Raw genomic sequence first — 24,495 nt, forward strand, 5'->3', positions numbered from 1 at the left:
TGATGAAGAAAAGTACTGCAGGAGGTGTAATAACTTGAAGGGAAAGGTCAAAGAACTGGACATTGCCCAGAATTTAAAAACTATCGAATGGCTCAAGGCGGAACTGGTGGATTCAGTGGCAGCACTCTTTAAAGCTCTACTGCAGAAGGGAAATGATGCTATTCAGGATGCAGCCAGCAGCCTTGTTATTATTACCTACCTGTTGGCACGCCGGGTAGGAGTTACTTTCTCCGTTTTGGATCAAGCCATTAAGGAGAAATTAAGGACCAGCATAAAGGAGTCAGAAGAAATAGGTAGTTGGTCGGGTGACCTTTCCGAACTATATAAGTACCTTGAGAGCAAGAAGAGGTGGTAATTTGTCGGCATTTATCAAGCTTTCCCTTATCAGTTCTCTGCTTTTGTGCTTGACTGTCCTGCTCCCACCCCTGGCTTTTATTATAGCTATTGGCTGGGGTGCTCTGCTTATCAGGGGGAGTTTGACTCTCTCACAGCGCCATATAGGCTTGATTTATCTGCTCAATTTCTCCCTTCTATATGGGCTTGCCGGAGCCGGCACCCTGCTTTTTTATGCGGCCTTTTTTGGATTGCCCGCCCTGCTTATGAGCTTGCTATTAAACCGCCATCAAGGCTATTATAGCATTCAGAGATGGGGAGTAGTTGCTGCCGTATTGGGAGTTTCATTATTTCTGGGCCTTCTCTACTGGAATAACGGGCAAATTGGCATGGAGCAAATGGAATCACAGATAAACAATTATGTGCAAGAATCATTAAAAGCCTATGAAGATTCTGGATTTATTGGCTTCTATGAGTCCCAGGGATTAAGCCGGGCCGAGCTCGAAAAGAGCTTTAAGGCTATGACCCGGAGTATAGTCCGGCATCTACCGGCCTTGTACTATGTTCAGGCTATTATGGAAGTATTTTTCATGCTTCTGCTGGCCTCTTTCTTAAGCCGAAAAAGCCCGGATGAGCGTCTAAAAAGGAAAGCCTATACGGAAGAAATGATGCCCTGGCCATTGGTGTGGGTATTAATCGTGGGTTTGGCATTGTGGTTATGGGGCCGGGATGAGATGGGGTCCCTGTATTATTTAGGCTCAAATATTATGGTTGTTATGACGCCAATAGCAGTTTATTACGGCCTGGCCGTACTTTTATTTGAATTTAAACGAATTTTACCTTCTAAACGCAAGCTATTTGCCACATTGCTTATCATTCTATCCCTGTTTTTTCCGCTATCAGCCATAATATTCTTAAGCCTGATGGGATTATTCGACTCCTTGCTTAATTTTAGAAAAATAGCTTTGGAACGGGAGGTTTAAAAATGAAAGTTATATTGATTCAGGAGGTAAAGAACCTGGGAAAAGCCGGGGAAATTAAAGAGGTATCTGATGGTTATGCCAGGAATTTCCTGATGCCCCGGGGTTTGGCCGAAGAAGCCACCAAAGGCAAGGTCAAGGAAAGCGAAGAGAAAAAGTTGAAGATGCAACGGAAAAAGGAAAAGGAATTAAGTGAGGCTGAAAAGCTCAAAGAACGGCTTCAGGGTAAAACCATTAGCATTAAAGCCCGGGCCGGTGGTGCTGACCGCCTGTTTGGCGCGGTGACTTCACGGGAGATTTCCGAGGTTTTACAGCAGGAGTGGGGAATAGTCATTGATAAAAAGAAAATTGAACTGCCCCAACCCATTAAACAACTGGGAGAATACAAGGTCAAAGTGAAAGTATACCCCTCCATACAAGCGGAAATAAAGGTAATAGTTGCCGCAGAATGATTCTAGGAGGCATAAAGGTGAAGCAGTATTCAGTCACAACAGAGCAAAGCCAGGAAACCCAATTACACTGGAGGATAGAATGCTTATATAAAAACCTGGGGCTTATTTACGGTACCCAGGGACTCATATTGAGGGCCAGCAAGTTGGATGCTATCGATTTGATGGGTTCGCAAAAGCTGGAGGAAAGAGTAGTAGCCTTGCAGAGGATCCTGCAAGAAGACCCGACCATAAATGAAGTGGACCCCTTGGGCAATTTGGGCCTGGCCCTGGATCGTCTGGGAGAAAAGGTAGCCGAGGTTTTCGCTCGGAAGAGCATTGAAGAGCAGATTCAACAGCGTATTCAGGAAAAGATGGATGAAAAATACAGCGAGTATATCCGGGATTTGAAATTAGAGGTTTTAAAGGAACAAAACAGCAGTCCGGAGAATGCTCAGACCCTAAAAAAATTGGGCAGGCTGGAGAAAATGGAGCGAAGCAATCTCAGTCGCTCGGCTCTGGAAATTCTCCGGCCATCCTGCCGGGAGGATATAATTGGGCAAGGGAAAGCTCTCAGTTCCATAATATCCAAGTTAAACAATCCTTACCCGCAACACATCCTGCTCTATGGCCCTCCCGGGGTGGGCAAAACCAGCTGTGCCCGTCTGGCTCTGGAAATGGTCAAAGGCCGGAAAGGGAACCCATTTAAAGAAGATGCCCCCTTTATTGAAGTGGATGGAACCACCCTGCGCTGGGACCCGCGCGAATCCACCAATCCCCTGTTAGGATCAGTACACGACCCTATATATCAGGGAGCAAAAAGAGAACTGGCGGAAGAAGGCATACCGGAACCCAAGCTGGGACTGGTTTCCGATGCCCATGGCGGTATTCTCTTTATTGATGAATTGGGGGAAATGGATCCATTGCTGCAAAACAAACTATTGAAAGTCCTGGAAGATAAGCGGGTATTTTTTGAGTCCTCCTATTATGACCCCCATAATGAGAGGATTCCCCAGTACATAAAACAGCTTTTTGAAAAAGGGGTGCCGGCAGATTTCATATTGATAGGAGCTACCACCAAAAGCAAGGAAGAAATTAACCCGGCTTTCCGATCACGCTGTATGGAAGTTTTTTTTGAACCGCTCAGAGCGGAGCATATTCGACAGATGGTAGTAAACTCGGCAAAAAAACTTAATATAAACATGGAAGATGGGGTAGCCGGGATTATTGCTGAATATACCACGGAAGGACGCGGGGCCAATAAGATACTGGTTGACGCTTATGCCCTGGCAGTTAACGAAAATGGTGGAGAGGAAACCCCGCTGGAAGTCCGCTGCCAGCATATATACCAGGCCATTCGCAACAGCCGCATCACCCCCCGGATACTAAGCCGGGCCTCTGACAGCAACGAAGTTGGCAAGATCTTTGGCGTAGGGGTTTCCGGCTACCAGGCCAGCTTGATTGAACTGGAGGCCATAGCCTTCCCGGCTGAGGAGCAAGGGAAAGGCAATATCCGTTTCAATGACACTGCTGGTTCCATGGCCCGGGATTCGCTTTTTAATGCCACTTCTTTGTTTAGAAAAGAAACCGGGGAAAACTTGAAGAATTATGACCTGCATATAAACATAGTGGGCGGAGGTAATGTGGACGGGCCTTCAGCCGGAGCCGCCATTTACCTGGCCATACTGAGTGCGATAAAAGGCAGGGCTCTGCGTCAGGATCTAGCCATTACCGGTGAAGTATCCATACAGGGACGCGTAAAAGCCGTGGGGGGGATTTGTGAAAAAATTTACGGTGCCCGCCAGGCCGGTATAAAAAAGCTGCTCATTCCCCGGGACAACCTGAAGGATGTTCCTGATGATATAAAGGCTTTGAAGATTGTACCTATTAGTTACATAAAGGAAGCATACCCTCATGTTTTTAGCCCCAGCCAGGCAGAATCCGGCGGCGAATTACCCATATGTAAACTTGCGGGCATGGGGGATTAGTTCCCCCTTTCTTTGGGGCCGAAGATACCGTCTTATGGGGATATGCCTTAAGTTGACACACCCTGGTGCTTCTGCTACTATTAGTTTGGCATAAACCAAAAGTACCAGGTAACAAAGCAGGGGGTGGAGTAATGTCAGCCATAGTTTTGGTGGGAGCCCAGTGGGGTGACGAAGGCAAAGGGAAAATAACTGATTTTCTGGCGGAGAAAGCCAACTGTGTGGTCAGGTACCAGGGAGGAAGCAATGCCGGCCATACCGTAGAAGTGAGCCAGGAAAAATTCATGTTGCACTTGATACCCTCTGGTATTCTCTATCCGGAAACCCTTTGCGTTATAGGAAATGGCGTAGTTGTCGATATGGGCAAACTCATAGAAGAAATAGATGGTCTGCAAAAAAGAGGTATTGACACCAGCAATCTGAGGATTAGTCTCAGAAGCCCGGTGGTAATGCCCTATCATAAAAGAATTGATGAGTTGGAAGATCGCTATACCAGGATAGGGACCACTAAAAGAGGAATTGGACCGACCTATGCCGATAAAATAAATCGCATAGGTTTTCGTATGGGCGATATTCTTACCGGTGGGGAATGTTTCCGGGAGAGATTCAAGGCTCAAATTGAATACAAAAATCGGATTATGGAGGAAATATATCAGGAGGATGGTTTTGACTGCCAGCAAATGCTTAATGAGGTTCTCGGGCAGGCGGAGCATCTGAAGAAATACCTGGCCGATACTTCGTATCTGGTGTACACAGCGATAAAAGAGGGCAAGAAGGTTCTTTTTGAAGGGGCCCAGGGCACTTTGCTGGATATTGACCATGGGACCTATCCCTATGTTACCTCTTCTCATCCCATTGCTGGAGGAGCTTGTGTCGGCACCGGTATCGGACCTACTAATATAAGCAAAGTACTGGGGGTAGCCAAGGCCTACACTACCCGTGTGGGGGAAGGCCCTTTCCCTACCGAGTTGAACGATTTCCAGGGAGAAATCCTGCGGGACAAAGGCCAGGAATACGGTACCACTACCGGCAGGCCCAGGCGTTGTGGCTGGTTGGATACGGTTATTTTACGCTATGCCGTACGGATAAATGGCTTGACCGATCTGGCCATAACTAAACTGGATGTCTTGGATAGCTTCTCCACTATAAAAATATGTGTGGCCTATCGCTATAAAGGGCAATTGCTTACAGAATTCCCTGACAACATTGCGATTCTGGATGATTGCGAGCCCGAATATATCGAACTGCCCGGTTGGCAGGAAGATATATCTGCAGCCTCCTCTATCGAGGAATTACCCCCTAACGCCCGGGCCTATGTAGCCAAAATCGAAGAGTTGACCGGGGTGAAGGCAGCCATTATAGCCGTTGGGCCGAAAAGGAAACAGACGATTGTTAATAGTCCGCTTTTCACTTGATTGAACTGCTAAGAAAAAAATGATAAAATTCATCACATAAAGGGCGCGTAACTCAGCGGGAGAGTGCTACCTTCACACGGTAGAAGTCGTGGGTTCGAAACCCTCCGCGCCCACCATAAGAAGATAGCAATAGCGGGGGTTTTTAGGCCCCGCTAGTTTTTGTTTTAGTGGCATCCGCCGGATATGCCTCGTACCTGATAGATACAAAGATACCAAATCCTGATGCCCAAGGAGATACATTGGGGCGAATTTACTGGATAAAGGAGCATATAATATCGCTGCCTATGTCCCTGGGTTCAATATTGAAGCAAAACTATTGGGACTATTGCGCTCCAGAGAAGGTGCCGCGGGCAAGCGTTTTAGTTAAAGGTACGAAGGAATTAGCCCCGTATCATCAAAGAGGTCGTAGAATACCGGATTATTGAGGTTTTTTATGTTAGCTTATGAACCACAGGAGTTTTCTCTAGAATTAAGGGGTCAGGCCATCCCAAATATTAATAGCAATTGCAGGAATTATTTGTTTTGCATAGAGTGATTTTTATTATATAGTATAGTACATCTATCTTTTTTGCGTAAGGAAAGGAATTATATTTAAATGCAAAGGGGATAAAAATGGCTGCTAAATTGTTATCCTGGTGTTGTTTTTTGTCTGCTCCGGAGTATCGGGCTAGTTTTACCTGCATATGCTCAGGATGCCATCGTCAAGAAATGCAATGTAGTGGAGAGAACCTAATTAATAGTATCGTAGGTAGCGGCAGGCGAAACAATCAGTTGCTTCCTTCAGCAGGATCAGAAACCCAGGGAATGGAGAATAATGAATACTCTCAACTAGGTAATCTGTCCCTGTAATTGCCCAGAAAAAACTTAAAGGGAGGTGAAGAACCTGGTTTCTTGGCAGCATCATGGAAAAAAATGATATGTTTTAGGAATCAGGGATCAAAATGTCTACTATTAGATTCAAAGTATTTTGCTTGGTACTGTTTTTTACACTCTTTATCTCAACTAGCACATTAGCTGCCTCAACCGAATACAAAACTTTTTTACGGGAATACAACATCGAGATTAACAAGGAATGGACGATTAAATTTAACAAGCCTCTGGCTCAAGAACCACTAAATATGGGTCAGATTAAAGAAATTAAAGTCATTAAGAACAGTGACGGACAAACCGTGCCCAATCCGGCACCCGAGATTCAGCCTGATGGGGCATCCGTCAAGTTGAAACCACCTGCGGGCGGCTACGAATACAATACCGCATACACCTTGGTTGTTGAAGGAGTAAAATCACAACAAGGGAAAGTACTGGCACAGCCGGTGAAGAAGGAGTTTGTTACCGCAGCATCACCGCAATCAACCCTGTCTCCGGAAAACACATCCGTTACCACGGACAGTGGTATCACTGTATCACTTGGTGACTATGTACTGGAAAAAGAGACCGAACTTGTCGTAACACCGAAACAGACGGAGGAGAATGTTGAAACAGGCTATAAAATTGAGCCCTATGATATCAATCTTGGGGACATGACCCAGCTTGACGACTTCATTACCATACGCATCCCCTACGATGACAGCTATTGTGAGGCCGGGCAGGATGCAAGCCGTTGTGTCGGTGCAAAATACTATAATGAGACAACTGGCCGATGGGAAGATGTACTGTATGAGGTGGACGCAGCAAAGAAAGAACTGGTTATCTACACAGACCACCTTTCCCGCTATGGCGTGTTTCATGTTAAGAATGAGGGTCTGCGTTATGCTTATATATCTGATGTTTATGCAGATCTTTTGAAAGTAGACACCGAGACCGCCACTAACGCACTGTCAGAGTATGTGGCTAAAGGCGGTGCCGACGGAGAAATCGCTGTTGGCCTTGCTGCATCCCTTGTGTCCGATGTCTTTGATTTGTCCGGAAGTCTTTCCTCCGGCTTAGATATAGTAACAAACCCTATAACCTTAGCTTCTCTTGGCGATCCCGTGTTCGACACCGCACTAGCAGATAAGGCATATAAGAAACTGGGCAACCTGGGCAAAGCCGTTGCCGTGGTTAAAATAGGCAGCACCATGCTCAAAAGCGATGCTTCAAAGGCGGATATACTTAATCTGTATAAGGATGTTGCCACTTTTGCTCTGGGCTTTTCTGAAAGTGCCGCTTTGGGCTTGGCGATGTCCGGCATATGGGTGTTCGACTATACGATAAGTACCATGTTTGAGCAGGGCATGGAGATCAAGATGGAAAACATCGGGATGGTTTATAAGCATTTTAACGATGATTTCAGAAGCGGCCCTTACCAGGCGCGGACGCTTAAAGACTGGCGGCAGGTGCTCATTAAGATCGTAGAGGATAATCCGAACGACGAAGCCGCGATCAAGGCAGCCATCGAAGCAGAAGTTGATCGCTATGCTCGTGTATTTTGGGACATTGGTGCCGATACACAGGCAGAAGTTGCCTCCGAACTGGGTATTATACGTATGAGCTATCCCACCAGTGCGGAAATCGAGGCCTTAGTAGCGGACTACAAGGCCAATCTATATAATCGCCTTTACCCTGTTTCCACATCGGTGCGAAATTATATGCAGCAAAAGGCACATGCGGAATATGTCAAAAGCTTAAATGATATGCGGGCATTTTATAACCAATACATTGATTTTACGATTGTTGAAGATGTTGCCAAAGGCGCACAGCCGAAATATGCTGGCTATGTAGTGCGTTTTGAGCCGCTTTCGGATGCGGCGGTTAAAAAGAACTGGACGGGGATCCTTAATAAGGACGGCGCAATTTCCACTCGCTTTACGATGCTAGGCTTTATTCAGGCAGGTTGTCCAAATACGATAGCGCTCTATGCACCCGGCGATAAGCCCGGTGAGGATGAACCGAAACTTCGGATAGGCTTTACTTTGAAAGCACCGCAAACTGAGGTGAGGCTCGGCGGACCTGACGGCAATTTTACCTTCGTGAATGGCAGTGAAAGCAAAATTGTCGATTGGGCTATGGCTACGGCGCTGAAGCAAATCGGCAGCATAGAGCTTAAGCCGGATGGTAGCTTTTCGGCATTGGTGGCATTTGCCGATGATGGGCGGCAGGCTGTAAATAGATCAAACAAAATCCAGGTTAATAATTTTGAACTCTCAGGCACTTTTGATGACTTTCTAGGCACCGGCACGGCTACCGTTAGTTTCAACTCGTTTTACTTCAGAAAGGATATAAGTCCTCTTCAACCGGCTAATCCGGATGATGTGAAGGAATATGTGACCACGTATGAATATACGGATGCGGTTACTGGAGATTTGAATCTTCGTAAAGAAGATCATGTCGTCATCATGTCGGGACAGCTCGGTCATGAACGCGTAGGCTTTTCAAAGCTTCAGTTTCACGAAATCAACCTGGGGAAAGAGTATTGGGGCGACAATCCTACAATAACTGATAAATCAGGAAAGTATAGCACAAATGTATCTTATAACTTTACGTTAAATAACTAGCAAAGGACGACACAGAGGAGGGCATAAGGGGACGATTCTTCTGTGTCCTTCTGAATCCTCCCACCTGAAGTAGAGCAGCCGGGAGATCCCAAGCGGATATAGCGGGGGTACAAGCCCCCGCTAGTTTTATGTTTTTGCCTGATTTGGAACCGCCGTATACCGACCGGTACGTACGGTGCTGTGGGAGAACGGCTATCCGATTAATGGGTAGCCTCCTACCCGATTGTCCCCTCATCCCTCCTATTTAACTACTTTGATAGTACAGATGGCAAGCTTGCCGCCATACATAACCGCTATCTTGGCTTTGCCCGGATTGTAGCCGGTTACAGTACCATCCTGGGTAACGGTGGCGATTATGTCCGAAGGATTGTAATTGTCTGCCTTCAAGTTATTGTATGCAGCCCAAAGGCTGTCAGTAAGATCCGAAGCATCGATGTTCGTTTTTACGGTTCGCCATTTATTCTGATTGTCCTTCATTGAATAATGTACGTTGGCCAGGGCGCTTAGTTTGGTCGTTTGTCCTACTTTGACGGTTTTGGTGCCTTCGATTCGCAACCCCGGTAGGATTACCCACCTGTTCTTGACCAGGTAATTCACATTATTCTTTTCATCCTGGTATTCAGTCAGTGTGTTCCTACTTACGAAACCCTGTTTTAGTTCCTCTACGGTGTCGGAAATCGCGCCCATGATCTGAGTTTCAGTAGGAAAGCTGCACAGCTTGAACCTGCCGATTTCTTTTGCTATATCTTGCAAATAGTCATTGGTTGCGCTGGCAGGCACCTTGTCCTCGAGATTCAATACCTTAAGGGTTTGTCTGAACATGTGTGGGCTGTTGCGTGCAGTATTTAACATCGTTGGATTATCGATGGCCTTGGCCAGCGGGAGATCATCTGTAAAGTTGGTTTTGTGAATGAAATGTTCGATAAACTTGTTTTGGTCACAAATTTTTAATATGTTGTTGGTGAAAATACAGAAGTCCCTCAGGGTCAGTACCCCTCCAACCAGTTGGATCACTATTGGCAATGACTGGAGTTTATGACCAGCGAGACTGTCAGTGCCTGCTATAGTGAATTTCATCCTGATACTGTTTTGTAGAACTTTGCCATCGCTTGAACCAATGCCTTTTTTGATAAAAAGGTAGTAGCATTGACCTGCCTTGTATCCATCGGCGGGTGGTTCGAGCAATATTGTGTTGTCAGTATCTCCTCTGCTTATATTAACGGTAACCGGTTGGTTATTTTGCTCTTTCACCACAATGGTATCCGGGTTAATGGTGCTTGTATCGACCGCATGGCTGAATTCTATTTTCCAGGTTTTGTTTATAGGTATGTCGGTTCTTTCCTCCCAGGAAGTGTAGGGCTCGGTGAATTCTTCATGGTTTACTTCTACGGTATCCTGTAAAAGGGTCAAAGGAGTCAGGTCGGATATAGGGTTAGCGGTCAGATCCAGTTTAGTTAGATTAGGTAACTGTTCGATTTGACTGATACCCCCGACCTGGTTGCCAGAGATGTTGATTTCCTGTAATGAAGGTATCTTGACTAGAGAACTGATGCTGGTGATGTTATTATTATACAGGCTCACTTTCTCGAGGTTAGACAGGGTTTCCAGCGGTGTGGTATCGACTATGGTATTGTTCGATGCATCGATGGTTTTTAAATTCGGCAGCTGGTTGACAAAGGTGATGTCGGGCAGCTCATTATTGGATATGTCCAGGTTCTCCAAGTTCTTAAGACCGGCCAGTATTGCTCCAATATCAGTGCTTTGGTTGCTAGAAACGCTGCAGAGGGCAACTTGGGCGGGGTTTGAATCTCTGATGCCGGCCATAAACAAATCGGTTAAGCCGATTAGGTTGCGCAGTGGCTCCAACACACCCACCCCATCATTGTAAGAAAAATCAAGATAGCATAAGTCGGTAAGGTTAGCCAATGCCTGAATATCAGTTAGCTGGTTGTGCGAAAAATCCAGGCCCTGCAAATTGCTGAGTTTAGTCAAGGGGCCTAGGTCAGTTATAGCATTATTGGAAATATCCAAGTGCTGCAGGTTGCGGAGTGACTGCAATGGAGTAAGATCTGTTATGCCATTCCCGGCCAAGTATAGCGTTTGTAGGCTGGTAAAGTATTGTATCCCTTCCAGGGAAGCTATACCTTTGAAGTTTAATGCCAGTTCGGTAATGTTTTCTATGTCAGTCTTTAGAATGTCTTCAGTCGGTTTGTCGAGTGTTTCTCTGATGGCCGCTTCCAGGTTGGGGTCGGGGAAAGTGATAGTATTGTTTGGTGTTGTACCTAAAACCACCTTACGGATGCAGTTGCTATGACTATCTGCTATGTACAAATTACCGCTACTATCACACGCCACCCCAACAGCATTACATAATCCGGCAGCTTCTGCAGGTCCCCCGTCTCCGGAATACTTCCAGCTTCCATTTCCAGCTACCGTGGTGATTATCCCCAAAGGGTCTACTTTACGGATACGCTTGTTATTCATATCTGCAATGTACATATTACCATTGTTGTCAAAAGTAACTCCATAAGGAACCCATATTTGAGCAGAGGTTGCGGGGCTCCCATCCCCTGCATATCCACCAGTACCATTTCCGGCTACAGTGCTTATCTTCCCGGTATTGTCTACCTTGCGTATGCGATTGTTATCTTTATCTACAATGTATAAATTGCCATTTCTATCACATGCTACGCTAACAGGATCCTTTAATTGGGCGGAGGTGGCGAGCCCGCCATCTCCTGAATACCCCGCAGTGCCATTTCCAGCTACGGTGCTTATTATCCCCGAAGTATTCACCTTGCGTATGCGGTGATTGCCGCGATCTGCAATATACAAATTCCCGCTACCATCACATGCTACACCAAAAGGATAATTCAATCTGGCTGAAGTTGCGGGGCCTCCATCTCCTTCATACGTAGCCCACCCTTGTGTAACAATTCCAGCTACAACGCTTATCTTCCCGGAGCTGTCCACCTTGCGTATGCAGTTACTGTTACTTTCTGCAATATACAAATTCCCACTACTGTCACATGCTACTCCTATAGGATCGTATAATCCGGCAGCGGTTGCGGGTCCCCCATCTCCTTCAAACCAGTGGTTACCATTTCCAGCTACGGTGCTTATCTTCCCGGATGTGTCGACCTTGCGTATACGCTGGTTGCCACCGTCTACAATGTACAAATTGCCAGCACCATCACATACCACTCCCCGGGGGGTACTTAATTGGGCGGAGGTTGCGGGCCCGCCATCTCCTGAATACCCCGCAGTGCCATTCCCAGCTACGGTGCTTATTATTACCCCCGGATCAGTGATAATAGTATCACCCGTCTTGGTACAGACCGGTGCCGAAAAACTCCCCTCACCTATGGCCGTTACCGGCTTTACCTTGTACCAATAGCCAGTAGATAGAGGCAAATTGCTATCCGTGAAGGAAGGGGAGGTTGTAGTATCTATTTTCTGGTAGTTAATTCCGAAAAAGTGGGAGGTACGATAAATGCTGTAACTCTGGATTCCGGGAAAGGCTGACCAGCTTAAACTGATTTGGTTGCCGCATGCCTCTGCCTTAAGTCCCGATACCGTACCGGAGGAGATTTGAAGGTAAGCGTCCGCATTTATAGTTTGTCCTTGGATAACTGCTACTTCATCGGCCAGGTTAGAACCAGGCTTATTGTTATACCACTGTTCCAAATAATCAGTGCCGTATTGGGCATTGTGTTCTGCCGGATCAAAATGCACTTTGTAATTCTCCGCCGGAAGTTGGGTTATAATATATTCTCCGCTTGTATTTGTATAATTCCTCCCATATGTACTGCCTTCATATACTTCACATACCATTATTCCGGTTAACGGTTTGCCGTTTGGATCATATACTTTGCCCGAAATAAAACCGGCGTTCTCTAATTGAGTGTTAATGGATAACGACTGCCTGTCGCTAAGTGTAATCGGACTCGATAAACTCGTGGAACTATATGGAGAACGCTGGTAAGCATATGTTGTTCCATTTTTTTGATTATATGAAGTCGGACTGAACAACATTCTGTATGAACCAGAGCTAAGGCCGCCAAAAGAATACTGGCCATTTGTATCAGTATTGGCGGTTGAAATACGTTCATAGTTTTTGTATAACAGCACTAATATTCCAGGAAGTGGAGTACCGCCCTGACCAGTAACAACACCGGATATTGAGGTAGTATTTATCGTTGCAGCAAAGGCATCAGGTACTGATGTCATTAATAATGATACAGCCAATACGATTGAAATTAATAATTTTGAATTGTGACAAAAACCCTTTTTCATAATAAAATATCCCCTATTCCCTTTGTCTTGTATTTACTGATATTTTTAATGGCTGTGGATAATACTTTGCTATCACCTCCCGACTCGAACTAAGTTTTGTTAATACAATGATATTATCAACTTCCTTATAATACAGGCGTATCTGAAAGTGTTTATGGATTGGCCTTCATTTGCTCATTTAAAAAACTCTTTATTTCCTCAAAGACGGCCGTTATATTTTCTAATGTATCCGGGGTATGGCCGCTATCAGGCAGATAGAGTGCCTGGGGCGTATTCCCTGCTTCTGTGAGCTCTTTAATGGCCCTTATATTCTGACTGGGATATACAGCATCATCTTGGCCGGCATAGATAATTAAAATAGGGGATTTGAGTTTATCGGCATAGCTTGATGGAGACAATAGTTGGGCCAGCTCGGTACCAGGTTCAGGTGCAGAACATCTATGATAATCTGGAACAGGATCATCTTCTATTAATTCAAGCCCCAAATCCGTCCAGTCCCATACGCCCATCAGAGAAATGACCGCTTTGTAGGTATCTGGATGAACGGCTGCTTGATAAAAGGAGATATATCCTCCGTAGGAGTGTCCCATAATTCCAATGCATTCAGGATCTGCAATGCCGCTATTTATAGCCCAATTAACACTTTCGAAAACATCTTGTTGGGCCAGTGGCATATTTTTACTGGCTGAATCGCTGTATTCGTTACCATATCCGATGGAAAATCGAAAATCAACAGACAATACCCCTATGTCGAGGTTTGAAACCAACAAGGCATATTCGTTTGGGGTCCACACATATCTGGCCTGAGGTCCGCCATGGACATTTACTATTAATGGTAGATTGCGTGGACTTTTACCAGGTGGCAAGGTCAGATATCCAAATACGGTTTGACCATCACTTGCTTTGAAAGATACTGGATAGGTATGTCCAACATCCTTTACCGGTATATCCGACGCTAAAAGAAGGGTATCCTTCCTGCTTTCAACATTATACAGCCTGTAACTGCCATAATCACGGTCATCCCGGTGCAGCAAAACCAAATAGTCAAAGTCCGGACTAATAGCTACCGGGAAATGGTTTTCTCCTAAATCTGCCCGAACATGATCCATGATAGTGGCCATTTCCTCCCTTAAGCATACCAAGCGGGTTTTATCATCAACATATATAGCAGTTAAGAGTTCACCTGTCTCCGGATTTTTCAAGCTAAAAACAGGAATGCCCGCCAGCACCGAGACCAGTTCTACGGCTGCATCGGCATGAGGATTATGGTAGATCAATTCTTTGCTCATGGTTTCTGGGTCAACTTGATAGAGGCTGGCATAATTATCATAGAAATTGGTTTTCACAATCAGTTTTGTATTATCTGCGCTAAAGCCGATAATTTCATAATCCCGGGTTAAAGACAAGTCAAACTCTATCAAACGCTTCCACGGCTTTTCCGGGCTCTCCCGGTAAAGAATATATTTATCAGTAACATAATTTCTGCGTGGGGCAACCTCAATGGAGACAGCTCGTAAAACCTGGGAATTATCATAGATATTTATTGCGCTTTCGCCACCCTGGGCAGGGTACTCCTCTTTGGGAGAACCGTTACTCGGAATCCGATCAGACTTGCTTGCGTCTGATACATTTATAGCTTTCAGCTCTCCTCTTACTGTATACCATAGAACCTGACCGTCATCAGAAAACATAAATTGCGGATAGGTATAAGTGGAGTTTGAAATATAGTAATTTATCAAATTCAACTGTTCCGCCGGCTTTTCCGCCTCAAGTCTTTCATACCAGGCATTACGCGCGTTGACCATCATCTGAAGAGCAGTTTTTGTAGTGATTTTAATGTTTTCTTCCTGTAGGGTTTTATCATTCTCAGAAATAATGCCATATTCTTTTGCCAGTTGTAGCAAATCAGCGTCTGGGGGGATGGGGACATAAGTCATTCGCAAAAGCGAATAAAGAATATCATCCCGATAAACTTCTCCCCGGAGTTCATCTTTTATGAAGCCCTGTTTTTTGGCAATATAACCAGGGTCTTCTCCCTGCTCAAATGTAATATAAGGAATGGCCATCTTAAGAAAGCTTTCCATATCTATAAATGAGTCTGGGGTTTGTTTACCACCCCCACCACTGCTTCCAGAAGCTGTGGCAGCTGCGGTTTGTTCTGTCTGGGCCAGGGCCTGGCCAAGTTTATAGGTCAGAAGGTGACTGCCGGGGTCAGCCCCCGGTTCTTGGCTCCCACTACCGGGTTCGATTGCTTCCTGCTGGCCCTGCATCTCAGCGGCGCGCTCTCCTAACCAACTGCGCTGCTGAGTCCAGTCGCGGGCTTCAGACGGGCTCATGAGGTGGGGAAGCGATGGCGGTCTGCCGTCACTACTGCTCACGGAACTTTGTCCGGGGGACAGGTTCCGGGTTACACCGCCGCTGGTTAAGCTTCCTTCTCCCTGCAGCAGGCTCATGCCACTACTGCTGTTGCTCGAATAGTTGCTCCAGAAGCTACCGTTGATAGCGACTTCTCCCCAGGGCATAGCTACTTTTATCTTGTTTTTTTTCTTTTTCGCGCTTTTATACCAGGGCTGGGGGCTTGATTGGGCTGCCGCCAGGTTGGAGTGATTATCCCGGCTGACTAATTTGCTGAATTTATTATCGGCTATGGTTTCTTCGTCAGTATCTTTATTGCTGGCGGTATACTTACTGGCCAGGGCACCAAATACTTGGCCGCTGCTCAGTTCTATTTCCAACTGGTCTACTGCCGTTCCGGGTTTTCCACCTTTTACTATGTAGGCGCGGCCGCTGGCAGTTTTAATTATAAGCTGACTGTTAGGCTTCAATAGTATACCGCTTCCGTCGGGATAGTTTATTTCGGCTTCTCCATCATTGGCGGTTATTAAAGTATCTCCTGCTCTTACCGTAGTAGTTGTGTTTATGGGTTGAGTTTTTTCACTGCCATCTCTTTTATGTTTCACGCTTCCGGTTTTTATTATTAAGTGTCCTATGAGTTCCTGCCGGTTCAAGTCGGGGGCTTTGGTTAAGAGGAGGCTCAAGGACCGGGTCAGGTCTCCCCGGTTAAATGCCTGGTCGGGTTTAAAGGTGTTGTTTTCGGTATCTATCATGCCTGCTGCCAGGGCAGTGGCTATAGCGGCTGCCGCCCAATGGTTGGGGTCTACATCCTGTAATTGGGGTAATTCGGCCTCAGTTAGGCTCTGCTCGCTTAAACGCAAAAGAAGGCTTATCCCTTGAGCCCTGGTCAGGATTTCATCGGGATGAAAGCTGCCATCCGGAAAACCAGCTATGTATTTTGCTGCTGCTGCGGAATTAATATAATTTGCTGCCCAGTGGGATGAGTCTATATCACTAAAGCTGCTGTTGCCAGGGTTAGCTTTTTGCCCTGACAGCTTGCTTACTAATACTGCTGCTTGAGCTCGGGTTAAACCCTCACTTGGATGAAAACTGCCATCGGGGAAGCCGCTGATAATGCCCCGTTTGGCCATATAGTTTATATATACAAGATTGGCATCACTACTGCTAACATCATAGAATGCTGTGACGATTGCCTCTTGCTGCGGAGCAGCTGCAGCAATTCCGGTTAATATCAACAGGAGCAAGAAAGTAAAACTGCAGATAAAAATGTTCTTCAGTGATCTTGGCATTATACATATCCTTTCTAAATGTGATATTTGCATCTATATCCGAACAATTCCTGTGATAAACTTTATTCTTTCCTTAAAGAGATAATCCTGCTACGAAGATTATAATTTATTAGGATAAACAAACAATCCTACCTATGCTGCTGGGGGTTGCTGCAATCATAAAACGAGGTTGATAGCTATTACCTTGTTCCCAGCCAATACTCAAGCGAAAATAGTTTGGCGGCGTAAGCCGCCTTTTTTTATGAGTAGAATACGGGAATGGGAAATAGAGTTATTTCAAGTTGTGGTATGATTTATCCATTGACCCTTTTATAATCCGGGGTATTATAGATAGGGGATTATAATTTTTTCTATGGATAATAAAAACTGACTCTACTGCAAAAACCCTTTTTCTTGCATAAGGGTTGCATAAATATACAAAGCCTGATTCGGAACGACACGGGGGTCGTTCTCTACACACCCGTTGGTCGCTTTTAAGGTAGCTGAGCGGTATATTTATGCACGCTAATGCATATTTATAACTTTTTGCAGTGACATCAAAACTTAATCTGATTTACGGCATTTTTGGTAAATTTGACAATAGAGATTTAAAGGGGGTTGCTATAGTGTTTAGTAAAATGAAGAACAAGTCAAGCCTATGGGCCATTATAGTGCTGGCAGTGCTGGCTTGCGCACTATTGGTGCTGCCGGCAATGGCAGAAGGTGATGGCGATGGTAGCGGCGGAGGCAAGGGTGTCCCGCTGGGACTGACCTCATCTAATCCTGCGGATGGTCAGAAGGATGTTCCTGTAAAGGGAGACATACAACTTACTTTTAATAAGAATGTAATATTTTTAGGGATAAGGGATGCCAATAAAACCTGTTTTTCACTGTCTGCTGCTGATGGCAGCCAGGTGCCGATTGAAGTGATAATGGCTGATGACCAGCTGGAATTCGAAAAAAGAAGGGATATTGCGCTGCGACCATTAGAAGAACTTAAGCCGGGAACGGCCTATGTGGTAAGGATATCACCTCAGTTGCAGGCGAAAAATGGTAGCAGTTTGGGTCATGAGGTTACGGTTAATTTCGTTACCGCAGGAAAGGCTGCTGCTGTCGAAAAGCCGGTTAGCGAACCGGTAGTTGAAAAAAATCCTGCTGAGGTTAAAAAACCAGTAACAAATCTGCCAGACAATGAGGTAAAAAAACCAGCTGCCAATCTGACAGATAATGCTTCTGGAGTAAGCTCTGGAGATAGCCAGGCAGTGACAGAAGCGGCGGGGGAGACTGAGAATAAAGCAGCAGCAGAAAATAACAGCAAGACGGGAAGCGAGGATAATAAAGAGGTAAAAAGTGAAGAGTCGAGGACAGTAAAGGAGCCAACAGCATCCGCAGAAAAAGCGCCGCTTAAGGAAGCGGAGGAAGCTGAACAGAGTCCTTTTCCAGTTTATGCAGTTATAGCCGGAGTAGTATTGGTAGCAGGAGTGGGATATATCTTTCTTAGAAAAGGAAAGATGAAATAGAGAAGCGGAATAGAAGAAGGGAACATAATGAAGATGTTAATGAAATATAATACTAAAGCTATTTTGCGTAGCTTATTGACCGTATTCCTACTGTTGAGCCTGCTGCTATCCAGTGCTTGCAGTAAAGAGGAAAACAGGGAAACAGCACCCTCTGCAAATACCAGGACGATTACGGATTGTATAGGGCGAGAAGTAAAAGTCCCGGCCCAGATAAGCCGGGTCGCCTGTCTCTGCCCGGAATCAGCATACACTATGGCCATGTTTGGCCAGGGGGATAAAATGGTGGCGGTGGTAGGTGGGGTTAAGAGAGATCTTATCCTTACGGAAATGTATCCCGGGATAAAAGACTTGCCAGTACCAAAGAGCAGTGCAGTAATAAATATTGAGGAATTGGTAAAAACTGACCCCGATGTAGTTTTTGTTAAGAAAGATAGCTTCAGCAGCGAAGCCGAGGTTCAGAAGCTAAATAAAAGCAAGCTTTCCTTTCTGGTAGTAGATTTTAACAGTATGAAAGAACAACAGTACGCGATAGAAATGATGGGCTTGGTATTAGGTGCAGATGATAAAGCCCAAAAATACAATAACTATTATCAAAATTGCGTTGAGCGTGTGCAAAAACGGGTAGAGCTTATTCCCCAGGGGGAAAGGGTAAAGGTTTACCACGCTATTAACGAAGCTACCCGTACGGATATAAAAGGGAGTCTTTCGGCGGACTGGCTTGAGGCGGCTGGAGCTGACAATGTTTCGATCAATAAGGATTTAAAGACCTTGGAGGGAAAGTATTTCGCCAGCCTGGAACAGATTTTATTATGGAATCCTGAGGTAATATTGGTAAATGAAACGGGAGTAGCCAATTATATCTTGACCAATAATCAATGGGCACCCTTGCAAGCGGTGAAAAACAAGAAGGTCTGGCAGTTACCCAATGGTATATCCCGCTGGGGTCATCCCTCTTCGCCCGAAACCCCCCTGGCAATTTTGTGGACGGCCCAGACCTTATATCCGGAAAAGTTTCTTGACCTGGATATGGCGGCAGAAACCAGATCATTTTATAAGGATTTCTTCGGGCTGGAACTATCGGAGGAAGTAGTTGACAGAATTATTGCCGGGGAAGGGATGCGTATAGCTCGCCCCCAGTAAAATATGGGGTGAGATATAGCGTCAGATTAGGCCTGGTCATAAAAACGGCAGGGTGATGCTCACACCTGGCCCTGGAAGACAGGGAGGAATTACTTAAGTGGAAATATATGTTGCTATAGACGACACGGACAGCCTGGAATTCGGGGCTACCGGTCAATCTGCCAATGAACTGCGCAGGCTCATTGAAGACAAGGGCTGGGGGAAAAGCGAAGCGGTAACCCGGCATCAATTATTATTGCATCCGGATATACCATATACATCCCATAATAGCTCCATGTGTTTTAAGGCAGTAATTGGGGGCCACAATTTGGATGAATTCATCACTTCTGCGGCCAAATTTCTCCGGGAGACCAGTGCAGCAGGCTCAGATCCGGGATTGTGCGTGGCTGTGAAAGAACGGATAAAAAACCTGGAAGAACTGTTGAGCTTTGGACACAAGGCCAAAGTCGAAGTATTGAGCAAGGCAGAAGCCTATAAGACGGCGGAAAACTGTGGCCTTCATCTTTCTGAACACGGAGGCACCGGACTGGGCATAATCGGGGCCTTAGCCGGTATTGGATTGCGGATAACCGGAAATGATGGAAGATTCCAGGGGAGAGTTCAGTTGGGGAATAGTGGCGAAACAATTGCTGTAGGGGAAATCATTGCGCAAACAGAAATAGATGAAGTACAATCGATGGACGGGCAGGCACTGGCTAACGATGAAACAATGGTAATAGGTGAGAAGATTAAAACCGTTCTGCTTGAGGGTAAAAGGATACTCCTGGTTTATCGTGAGGGAGGAGCCTGGCATAGCTGTAATAATAAACAACTGAAGAATTATTAGATTAGAAACAAGCATTTTAACCGGAGGTTGCCGCTTATGAAAATATTTGCAGCTATTGATGACTCTCGCCAGCTTGATGGAGGTAAAGCGGGAGAAACCGCTTCTTTATTAGGTAAATTCATAGAAGAGAATGGCTGGGGCAAATGCAGCATTCCCAGCCGGCACCGGCTTTACCCTCATCCTGATACCGCTTGTAAAAAACATAATACCGCTCGCAGTTTTTCGGCAGACATTGACGAGCAATACCTGAAAGATTTTATTGATTATGCCTGCAAACTGGTAAGATCAACTGGCACCCCTGATTCAAATGCCGGATTGGTGGTGGCTATCCCGGAGCTGATGGAAAATCTTGATGAGCTGATCGAATATGCCTACCGGGTTAAAGAAGGATTGGTAAGCCAGGATGAAGCACTCAAATTCAAGAATAAGCCAGGCCTATATCTATTCGAATTAAATGGTAGTGGACGAGGAATAATCGGAGCGCTGGCTGCAGCAGGACTTCGCATCACCGGGAATGATGGGCAGTTTCGGGGAAAATTGCAAATAGGTACGGGGGAAGACTATATAGCCTCAGTAAAGGAAATTATAGATAAAAGCTATGTAGAACAAATTAAAAATATGGATTTTGAAAATATCAGCGATAGTGAATATGTTCGCATGGGGGAAAAAGTAAAAGTAGTCTTGCTGGATAACAAATACACCTTAATGGTGTTTCCTACCGGAATTGAACACCCGAAGTGGCAGACCAGCACCACCCACATGTTGCGGGTATTCTAACGGTTGCCTGCAAATAGCACCTCCCCTCCATAGCCGTACTAACCCCCCATGGCCCAGGGGCCACAACCACCAATGAAAAGTGAGCGACTGCAGGGAGCAGAATTACATCAGTTTGCAAAAGGTTTTAACCAACTCGGGGTCGAATTGAGTGCCGGCACATTTTCTTATTTCGCTGCGGGCTTCGGCAATACTCATGGCTTTTTTATAAGGACGACCCGAAGTCATAACATCAAAGGCATCAATTATGGCCAGGATGCGAGAGATAAGGGGTATTTCTTCTGCTTTTAAGCCCAGGGGGTAACCCTTGCCATCCCAGCGTTCATGATGGGCCAGGATGGCTCCGGCGATGGGTGCGAGTTCGGGCAGGGTTAAAGCAATGCGATAACCGGTTTCGGGATGCTTCTTTACTATTTCCCATTCATTGGGGGAAAGCGGGGCAGGCTTATCCAGGATTTCATTGGGTATGGCTATATTACCCACATCATGCAAGACGGCCAGAAGCCTGAGATCGTCTAACTCGCTTTCGGGCAAGCCCAGCCTGCTACCTAATTGCTCTGCCAGCTCTTTTACATTCTGGCAATGTTCTTTCGTTTCGTGGCTTTTGGCCCAGAGGGTCTGCTGTAAGGAAAGTAGGAAGGAACTGCGGGCACTCTTGCTCTCCAGTAATTTATTGCGGTACATCTTATCTTCTGCTTCCTTAATGATAGCCTGTACATCCTGCAGGCTCTCATTTTTGCTGGCAGTACCCAGGGAGATACTTATGGGAATGGGAAAATCGCTGCTGCTTCGGGATTTTTCTTGAATTCGCTCGCATATTCTTTCCGCGCAATGGGGTTTGGTTTTAGGCAGCAGTATTATAAACTCGTCCCCCCCCCAGCGAGCTATTATATCCTCTTTGCGACAGGAATTTCTAAGTATTTCCGCGGCCTTTCGCAATAGCCGGTCGCCACTTTCGTGTCCCAGGGCGTCGTTGATTAGCTTCAAACCGTTGACATCGCCTATAATCAGGCTCAGGGGCAATTGCCTTTCTGTATCGAGCCGGCTTAATTCTTCTTCGAAAAAGGCCCGGTTATAAAGCCCGGTCAGCTTATCATTAAAGCTCAAATACTTGACTTGCGCTTCGGCTTTTTTGCGCTCGGTGATGTCCATGAAGGAAACTACGGAGTCGCTGGTTCCAGGAATCAAATCTACCGTTATGAAGATATCTTTGATTTTCTGCTCTTTGTCCAGCAGTTTAAATTCATAGTGGGAGGGAGCAAGCCCCGGGTCGATTCTCCGTTGTTGATGATATCTTTTCATTCGTTCCCGGTCGTCCGGGTGTACGAAAATAGGCCATTTCGTTTTATTTTCAATCTCTTCTTTGCTATAACCGGAAAGCACTTCAAACTCACTGTTAACCAGGGATGTCATTAAATCTTTATCAAAAATCATCATGGCCGTTCCCGTGGTTTCAAAAATGGTTCGATAAAGCACTTCGGACTGGCGAAGAGCCTCCTCAAAGTGCTTGCGTTCGCTGATATCAAAGAGGGACCCGATAAGGGCCGGTTGTCCTTCATATTGAATAGGGTTGGCATATATCTCCACCCAGAACTCTTTACCGCTTCGGGTTAGAAGCTTCATTTCATACTTTTCAAATAGGTTTTCCCCTCTTTGCCAGGCCAGGGCTTTACTTTTAACCGGATCGCGGAAATCAGGATGAATAAAATCCCAAAAATCCATATAATAGTATTCTTCCTCATCATATTCCGTTAGGGGGGAAAATCGGGCATTTACATAACGCAAGCGGTTGTTTTGCAGGACAAATATCAAGGCGGGAGATGATTCGGCCAGCCCGCGAAAACGGGCTTCGCTGTCCCGCAATGCCTCCAGGGTTTGGCGGAAATCACTTATATCATGAAAAGACTCGATAGCTCCGGCTTTGGCACCGGTAAAATCATAGAGCGGGGAGGCGGAAATACGTACAAAAATACCCTCCTTCCCTATTTTAGGGCAAAAGGCTTCCGCCGTCAGGGTTTCTTCCTTTTTAATCAGGCAATCATATTGCCTGGGAAGGGTAATATCAGGGTTTAGAATCAGATCAATTAGGACAGGTCTGCGTTCACCGTAAAAGGGAAGGCTGTAGGCATAATTCCCTTTTACGGCAATGTCTTCTGCTTTAACACCAGTTAAATCCTCCATGGCTCGATTCCAGGAAATTACTTTCCCCTGTTTATCTACCACAAAGGTGGCATCAGGCAGCAAATTTATTATGTTTCTAAATTGTTGCCTGGAATCCTGCAGGGTTTTTTCTAGCTCCTGGTACTGGGCCTGTTCCCACAGCAAGGCTTGGCAGTATTCCCTGGCCTGAGCCAATTCTTCTTGCAATTGCTTAATCTCATTTGGCAAAGCTGTCGATGGTTTATCTTTATTTCCCATACGTAACCCCCGTTTTACTTCTTTAAGGATGATTGGTTTTTGATAGAATATTGCACCGGGATGGGGTTTTTAATAGAAGCTTGGCGATGAAAAGCAATGATGAAAAGTAATGATGAAAAGTAATGATAAATGCTATTATAATATTACAAAAAGGCTAAGCGCGGTATTTGTAATAGAACCATCCGGGAAAAACAGGACAAATTGCCCATTATTTTATCTGATAATTGTCTTATTCCACGAAAAACGAGCTCTTTCCTGCAAAAATAAAAAAATATAATTAGTTGATGTAACTGCCTGCTTTCACCTTCGCCAACGCTCGTTTTGTATATTCATGCAACCCTTATGCAACAAATAGGGTTGCATGCAGTGGAGTCAATTAGTTTAAGTTATGTTTTGTGGAAGGGCCTTGCTTAAAAAATCTCCAACTCCGCAATGCCTCATCCTTACGAGTTTAATTTTTTTCTATCAAAATATTTTTTATAATGCGACTTTTTGGGGGAGGCTTTGCCTAAATATTGGTGATTAAGAGCCCCTCGGCTCTCCTATCCAATTGGCGGGATAACTGTCCATTTCACATCCGCGGAATGGTTATAGGCTACAGGGTATACTTTGCCCATTTTGATAGCCTCAATCAAATCTTTTTCATCTCTTAGTCCGTTCGGGAATACGGTGGCAAACTTGCCCAGTGCCTCCGTGTTATGAGCATCACTGGCTCCAAAAACCGGGATGCCCAGTTCCATGGCCAAATCACGGGCTTTCATATTGTTGGCATGGTCGGTACTGCCATTAAAGGCTTCCACCCCATGAAGGTCTTTATGCTCCCGGATAGAATTGCCCATACCCCGGTTGTTCTGTCTGAACGGATGAGCACTTATTGCTACTCCGTTTGCTTTATTAACCAAATCCAGCAGATAACGGGCCGATACTCTTTCTTCGGGAAGGCGTTCCAGACCAAATACAATCACATCACCTTCCCAAGTAAAAACCTCCGCACCAACAAAGATTGGATAACCCATCTGTTTCCTGTACTCATGCGCCCGGGCCATTATTTCCTGGCTATCATGATCGGTTATGCAGATGCCATCCAGACCAATAATCCTGGCCTGGGCAACGATTTCCTCCAATGTCATCTTACTATCGTCCGAAGTTGGATAGGCGTGAATATGAGTATCAATAATCATTATTATCGTCCTTCCTTCCTTACAGAATAATCCTCCCCATCAAGCAGGGACGGTTTTTGACTTTTAAAAAAATGTAAATGCCGCAATAAAAGCTGGTTTTCTT

General features: G+C 45.5%; 14 protein-coding genes and 1 tRNA gene. 11 read left to right on the forward strand and 4 right to left on the reverse strand.

Annotated elements, in window-relative coordinates; all coding sequences use genetic code 11:
* Nucleotides 1-34: 34 nt before the first annotated feature.
* The 7 genes from AWB54_RS02065 to AWB54_RS02095 all read left to right on the forward strand — a co-directional run bounded on the left by AWB54_RS02065 (nt 35) and on the right by AWB54_RS02095 (nt 8,614).
* Entirely contained in the window at nt 35-355 is a 321-nt protein-coding gene (locus tag AWB54_RS02065) for a MazG-like family protein (RefSeq protein ID WP_061212986.1), read from the forward strand.
* Nucleotide 356: 1 nt separating this feature from the next.
* Nucleotides 357-1,316: a DUF2232 domain-containing protein gene (locus tag AWB54_RS02070; protein WP_061212987.1), complete on the forward strand. Its 960-nt coding sequence runs from the start codon at nt 357-359 to the stop codon at nt 1,314-1,316.
* Nucleotides 1,317-1,318: 2 nt separating this feature from the next.
* Entirely contained in the window at nt 1,319-1,765 is a 447-nt protein-coding gene (gene rplI / locus AWB54_RS02075) for a 50S ribosomal protein L9 (RefSeq protein WP_061212988.1), read from the forward strand.
* Nucleotides 1,762-3,729: a Lon family ATP-dependent protease gene (gene lonC, locus AWB54_RS02080; protein ID WP_061212989.1), complete on the forward strand. Its 1,968-nt coding sequence runs from the start codon at nt 1,762-1,764 to the stop codon at nt 3,727-3,729. Before rplI ends, lonC begins: the two co-directional genes overlap by 4 nt.
* 131 nt (nt 3,730-3,860) lie before the next feature.
* Nucleotides 3,861-5,141: an adenylosuccinate synthase gene (locus AWB54_RS02085; protein WP_061212990.1), complete on the forward strand. Its 1,281-nt coding sequence runs from the start codon at nt 3,861-3,863 to the stop codon at nt 5,139-5,141.
* Between the two features lie 41 nt (nt 5,142-5,182).
* Nucleotides 5,183-5,257 (forward strand) — tRNA-Val (locus AWB54_RS02090).
* 825 nt (nt 5,258-6,082) lie between these two features.
* Nucleotides 6,083-8,614 (forward strand): Ig-like domain-containing protein, encoded by a 2,532-nt coding sequence (locus tag AWB54_RS02095; RefSeq protein WP_061212991.1) that lies wholly within the window; start codon nt 6,083-6,085, stop codon nt 8,612-8,614.
* Nucleotides 8,615-8,854: 240 nt separating this feature from the next.
* On the opposite strand, the gene AWB54_RS02100 is transcribed toward AWB54_RS02095, so the two are convergent.
* Together AWB54_RS02100 and AWB54_RS02105 are read right to left on the reverse strand one after the other, a co-directional pair.
* On the reverse strand, nt 8,855-12,910 hold the full coding sequence (locus AWB54_RS02100; protein ID WP_061212992.1) for an NHL domain-containing protein: 4,056 nt from the start codon (nt 12,908-12,910) through the stop codon (nt 8,855-8,857).
* Between the two features lie 152 nt (nt 12,911-13,062).
* The gene (locus tag AWB54_RS02105) at nt 13,063-16,554 is read right to left on the reverse strand and encodes an alpha/beta fold hydrolase (protein WP_061212993.1); all 3,492 of its coding nucleotides are present in this window, start codon (nt 16,552-16,554) and stop codon (nt 13,063-13,065) included.
* Nucleotides 16,555-17,159: 605 nt separating this feature from the next.
* Between AWB54_RS02105 and AWB54_RS02110 the strand changes: the two genes are divergently transcribed.
* From AWB54_RS02110 to AWB54_RS02125, 4 genes are all read left to right on the forward strand, one after another.
* Nucleotides 17,160-18,053 (forward strand): Ig-like domain-containing protein, encoded by an 894-nt coding sequence (locus AWB54_RS02110; RefSeq protein ID WP_061212994.1) that lies wholly within the window; start codon nt 17,160-17,162, stop codon nt 18,051-18,053.
* 27 nt (nt 18,054-18,080) lie between these two features.
* Entirely contained in the window at nt 18,081-19,193 is a 1,113-nt protein-coding gene (locus AWB54_RS02115; RefSeq protein ID WP_061212995.1) for an ABC transporter substrate-binding protein, read from the forward strand.
* A 97-nt stretch (nt 19,194-19,290) separates the two neighbouring features.
* Complete coding sequence (locus AWB54_RS02120) at nt 19,291-20,019, forward strand: hypothetical protein (protein WP_061212996.1); 729 nt, start codon at nt 19,291-19,293, stop codon at nt 20,017-20,019.
* Between the two features lie 36 nt (nt 20,020-20,055).
* Nucleotides 20,056-20,796: a hypothetical protein gene (locus tag AWB54_RS02125; RefSeq protein WP_061212997.1), complete on the forward strand. Its 741-nt coding sequence runs from the start codon at nt 20,056-20,058 to the stop codon at nt 20,794-20,796.
* A gap of 102 nt (nt 20,797-20,898) precedes the next feature.
* On the opposite strand, the gene AWB54_RS02130 is transcribed toward AWB54_RS02125, so the two are convergent.
* Nucleotides 20,899-23,211, reverse strand: a complete 2,313-nt coding sequence (locus AWB54_RS02130; protein ID WP_061212998.1) for a PAS domain S-box protein — start codon at nt 23,209-23,211, stop codon at nt 20,899-20,901.
* A 542-nt stretch (nt 23,212-23,753) separates the two neighbouring features.
* Complete coding sequence (locus tag AWB54_RS02135) at nt 23,754-24,392, reverse strand: PHP domain-containing protein (protein WP_061212999.1); 639 nt, start codon at nt 24,390-24,392, stop codon at nt 23,754-23,756.
* Nucleotides 24,393-24,495 lie beyond the last annotated feature (103 nt).

The organism is Syntrophomonas wolfei subsp. methylbutyratica (assembly GCF_001570625.1).
In the GTDB taxonomy this organism is placed as follows: Bacteria; Bacillota; Syntrophomonadia; order Syntrophomonadales; family Syntrophomonadaceae; genus Syntrophomonas; species Syntrophomonas methylbutyratica.

What these genes read in the sequence shown, in the direction of transcription:
- AWB54_RS02105 (WP_061212993.1), bottom strand. Translation starts at nt 16,554, where the DNA reads ATGCCAAGATCACTGAAGAACATTTTTATCTGCAGTTTTACTTTCTTG.
- AWB54_RS02125 (WP_061212997.1), top strand. Translation starts at nt 20,056, where the DNA reads ATGAAAATATTTGCAGCTATTGATGACTCTCGCCAGCTTGATGGAGGT.
- AWB54_RS02100 (WP_061212992.1), bottom strand. Translation starts at nt 12,910, where the DNA reads ATGAAAAAGGGTTTTTGTCACAATTCAAAATTATTAATTTCAATCGTA.
- rplI (WP_061212988.1), top strand. Translation starts at nt 1,319, where the DNA reads ATGAAAGTTATATTGATTCAGGAGGTAAAGAACCTGGGAAAAGCCGGG.
- lonC (WP_061212989.1), top strand. Translation starts at nt 1,762, where the DNA reads ATGATTCTAGGAGGCATAAAGGTGAAGCAGTATTCAGTCACAACAGAG.
- AWB54_RS02095 (WP_061212991.1), top strand. Translation starts at nt 6,083, where the DNA reads ATGTCTACTATTAGATTCAAAGTATTTTGCTTGGTACTGTTTTTTACA.
- AWB54_RS02085 (WP_061212990.1), top strand. Translation starts at nt 3,861, where the DNA reads ATGTCAGCCATAGTTTTGGTGGGAGCCCAGTGGGGTGACGAAGGCAAA.
- AWB54_RS02135 (WP_061212999.1), bottom strand. Translation starts at nt 24,392, where the DNA reads ATGATTATTGATACTCATATTCACGCCTATCCAACTTCGGACGATAGT.
- AWB54_RS02130 (WP_061212998.1), bottom strand. Translation starts at nt 23,211, where the DNA reads ATGGGAAATAAAGATAAACCATCGACAGCTTTGCCAAATGAGATTAAG.
- AWB54_RS02115 (WP_061212995.1), top strand. Translation starts at nt 18,081, where the DNA reads ATGAAGATGTTAATGAAATATAATACTAAAGCTATTTTGCGTAGCTTA.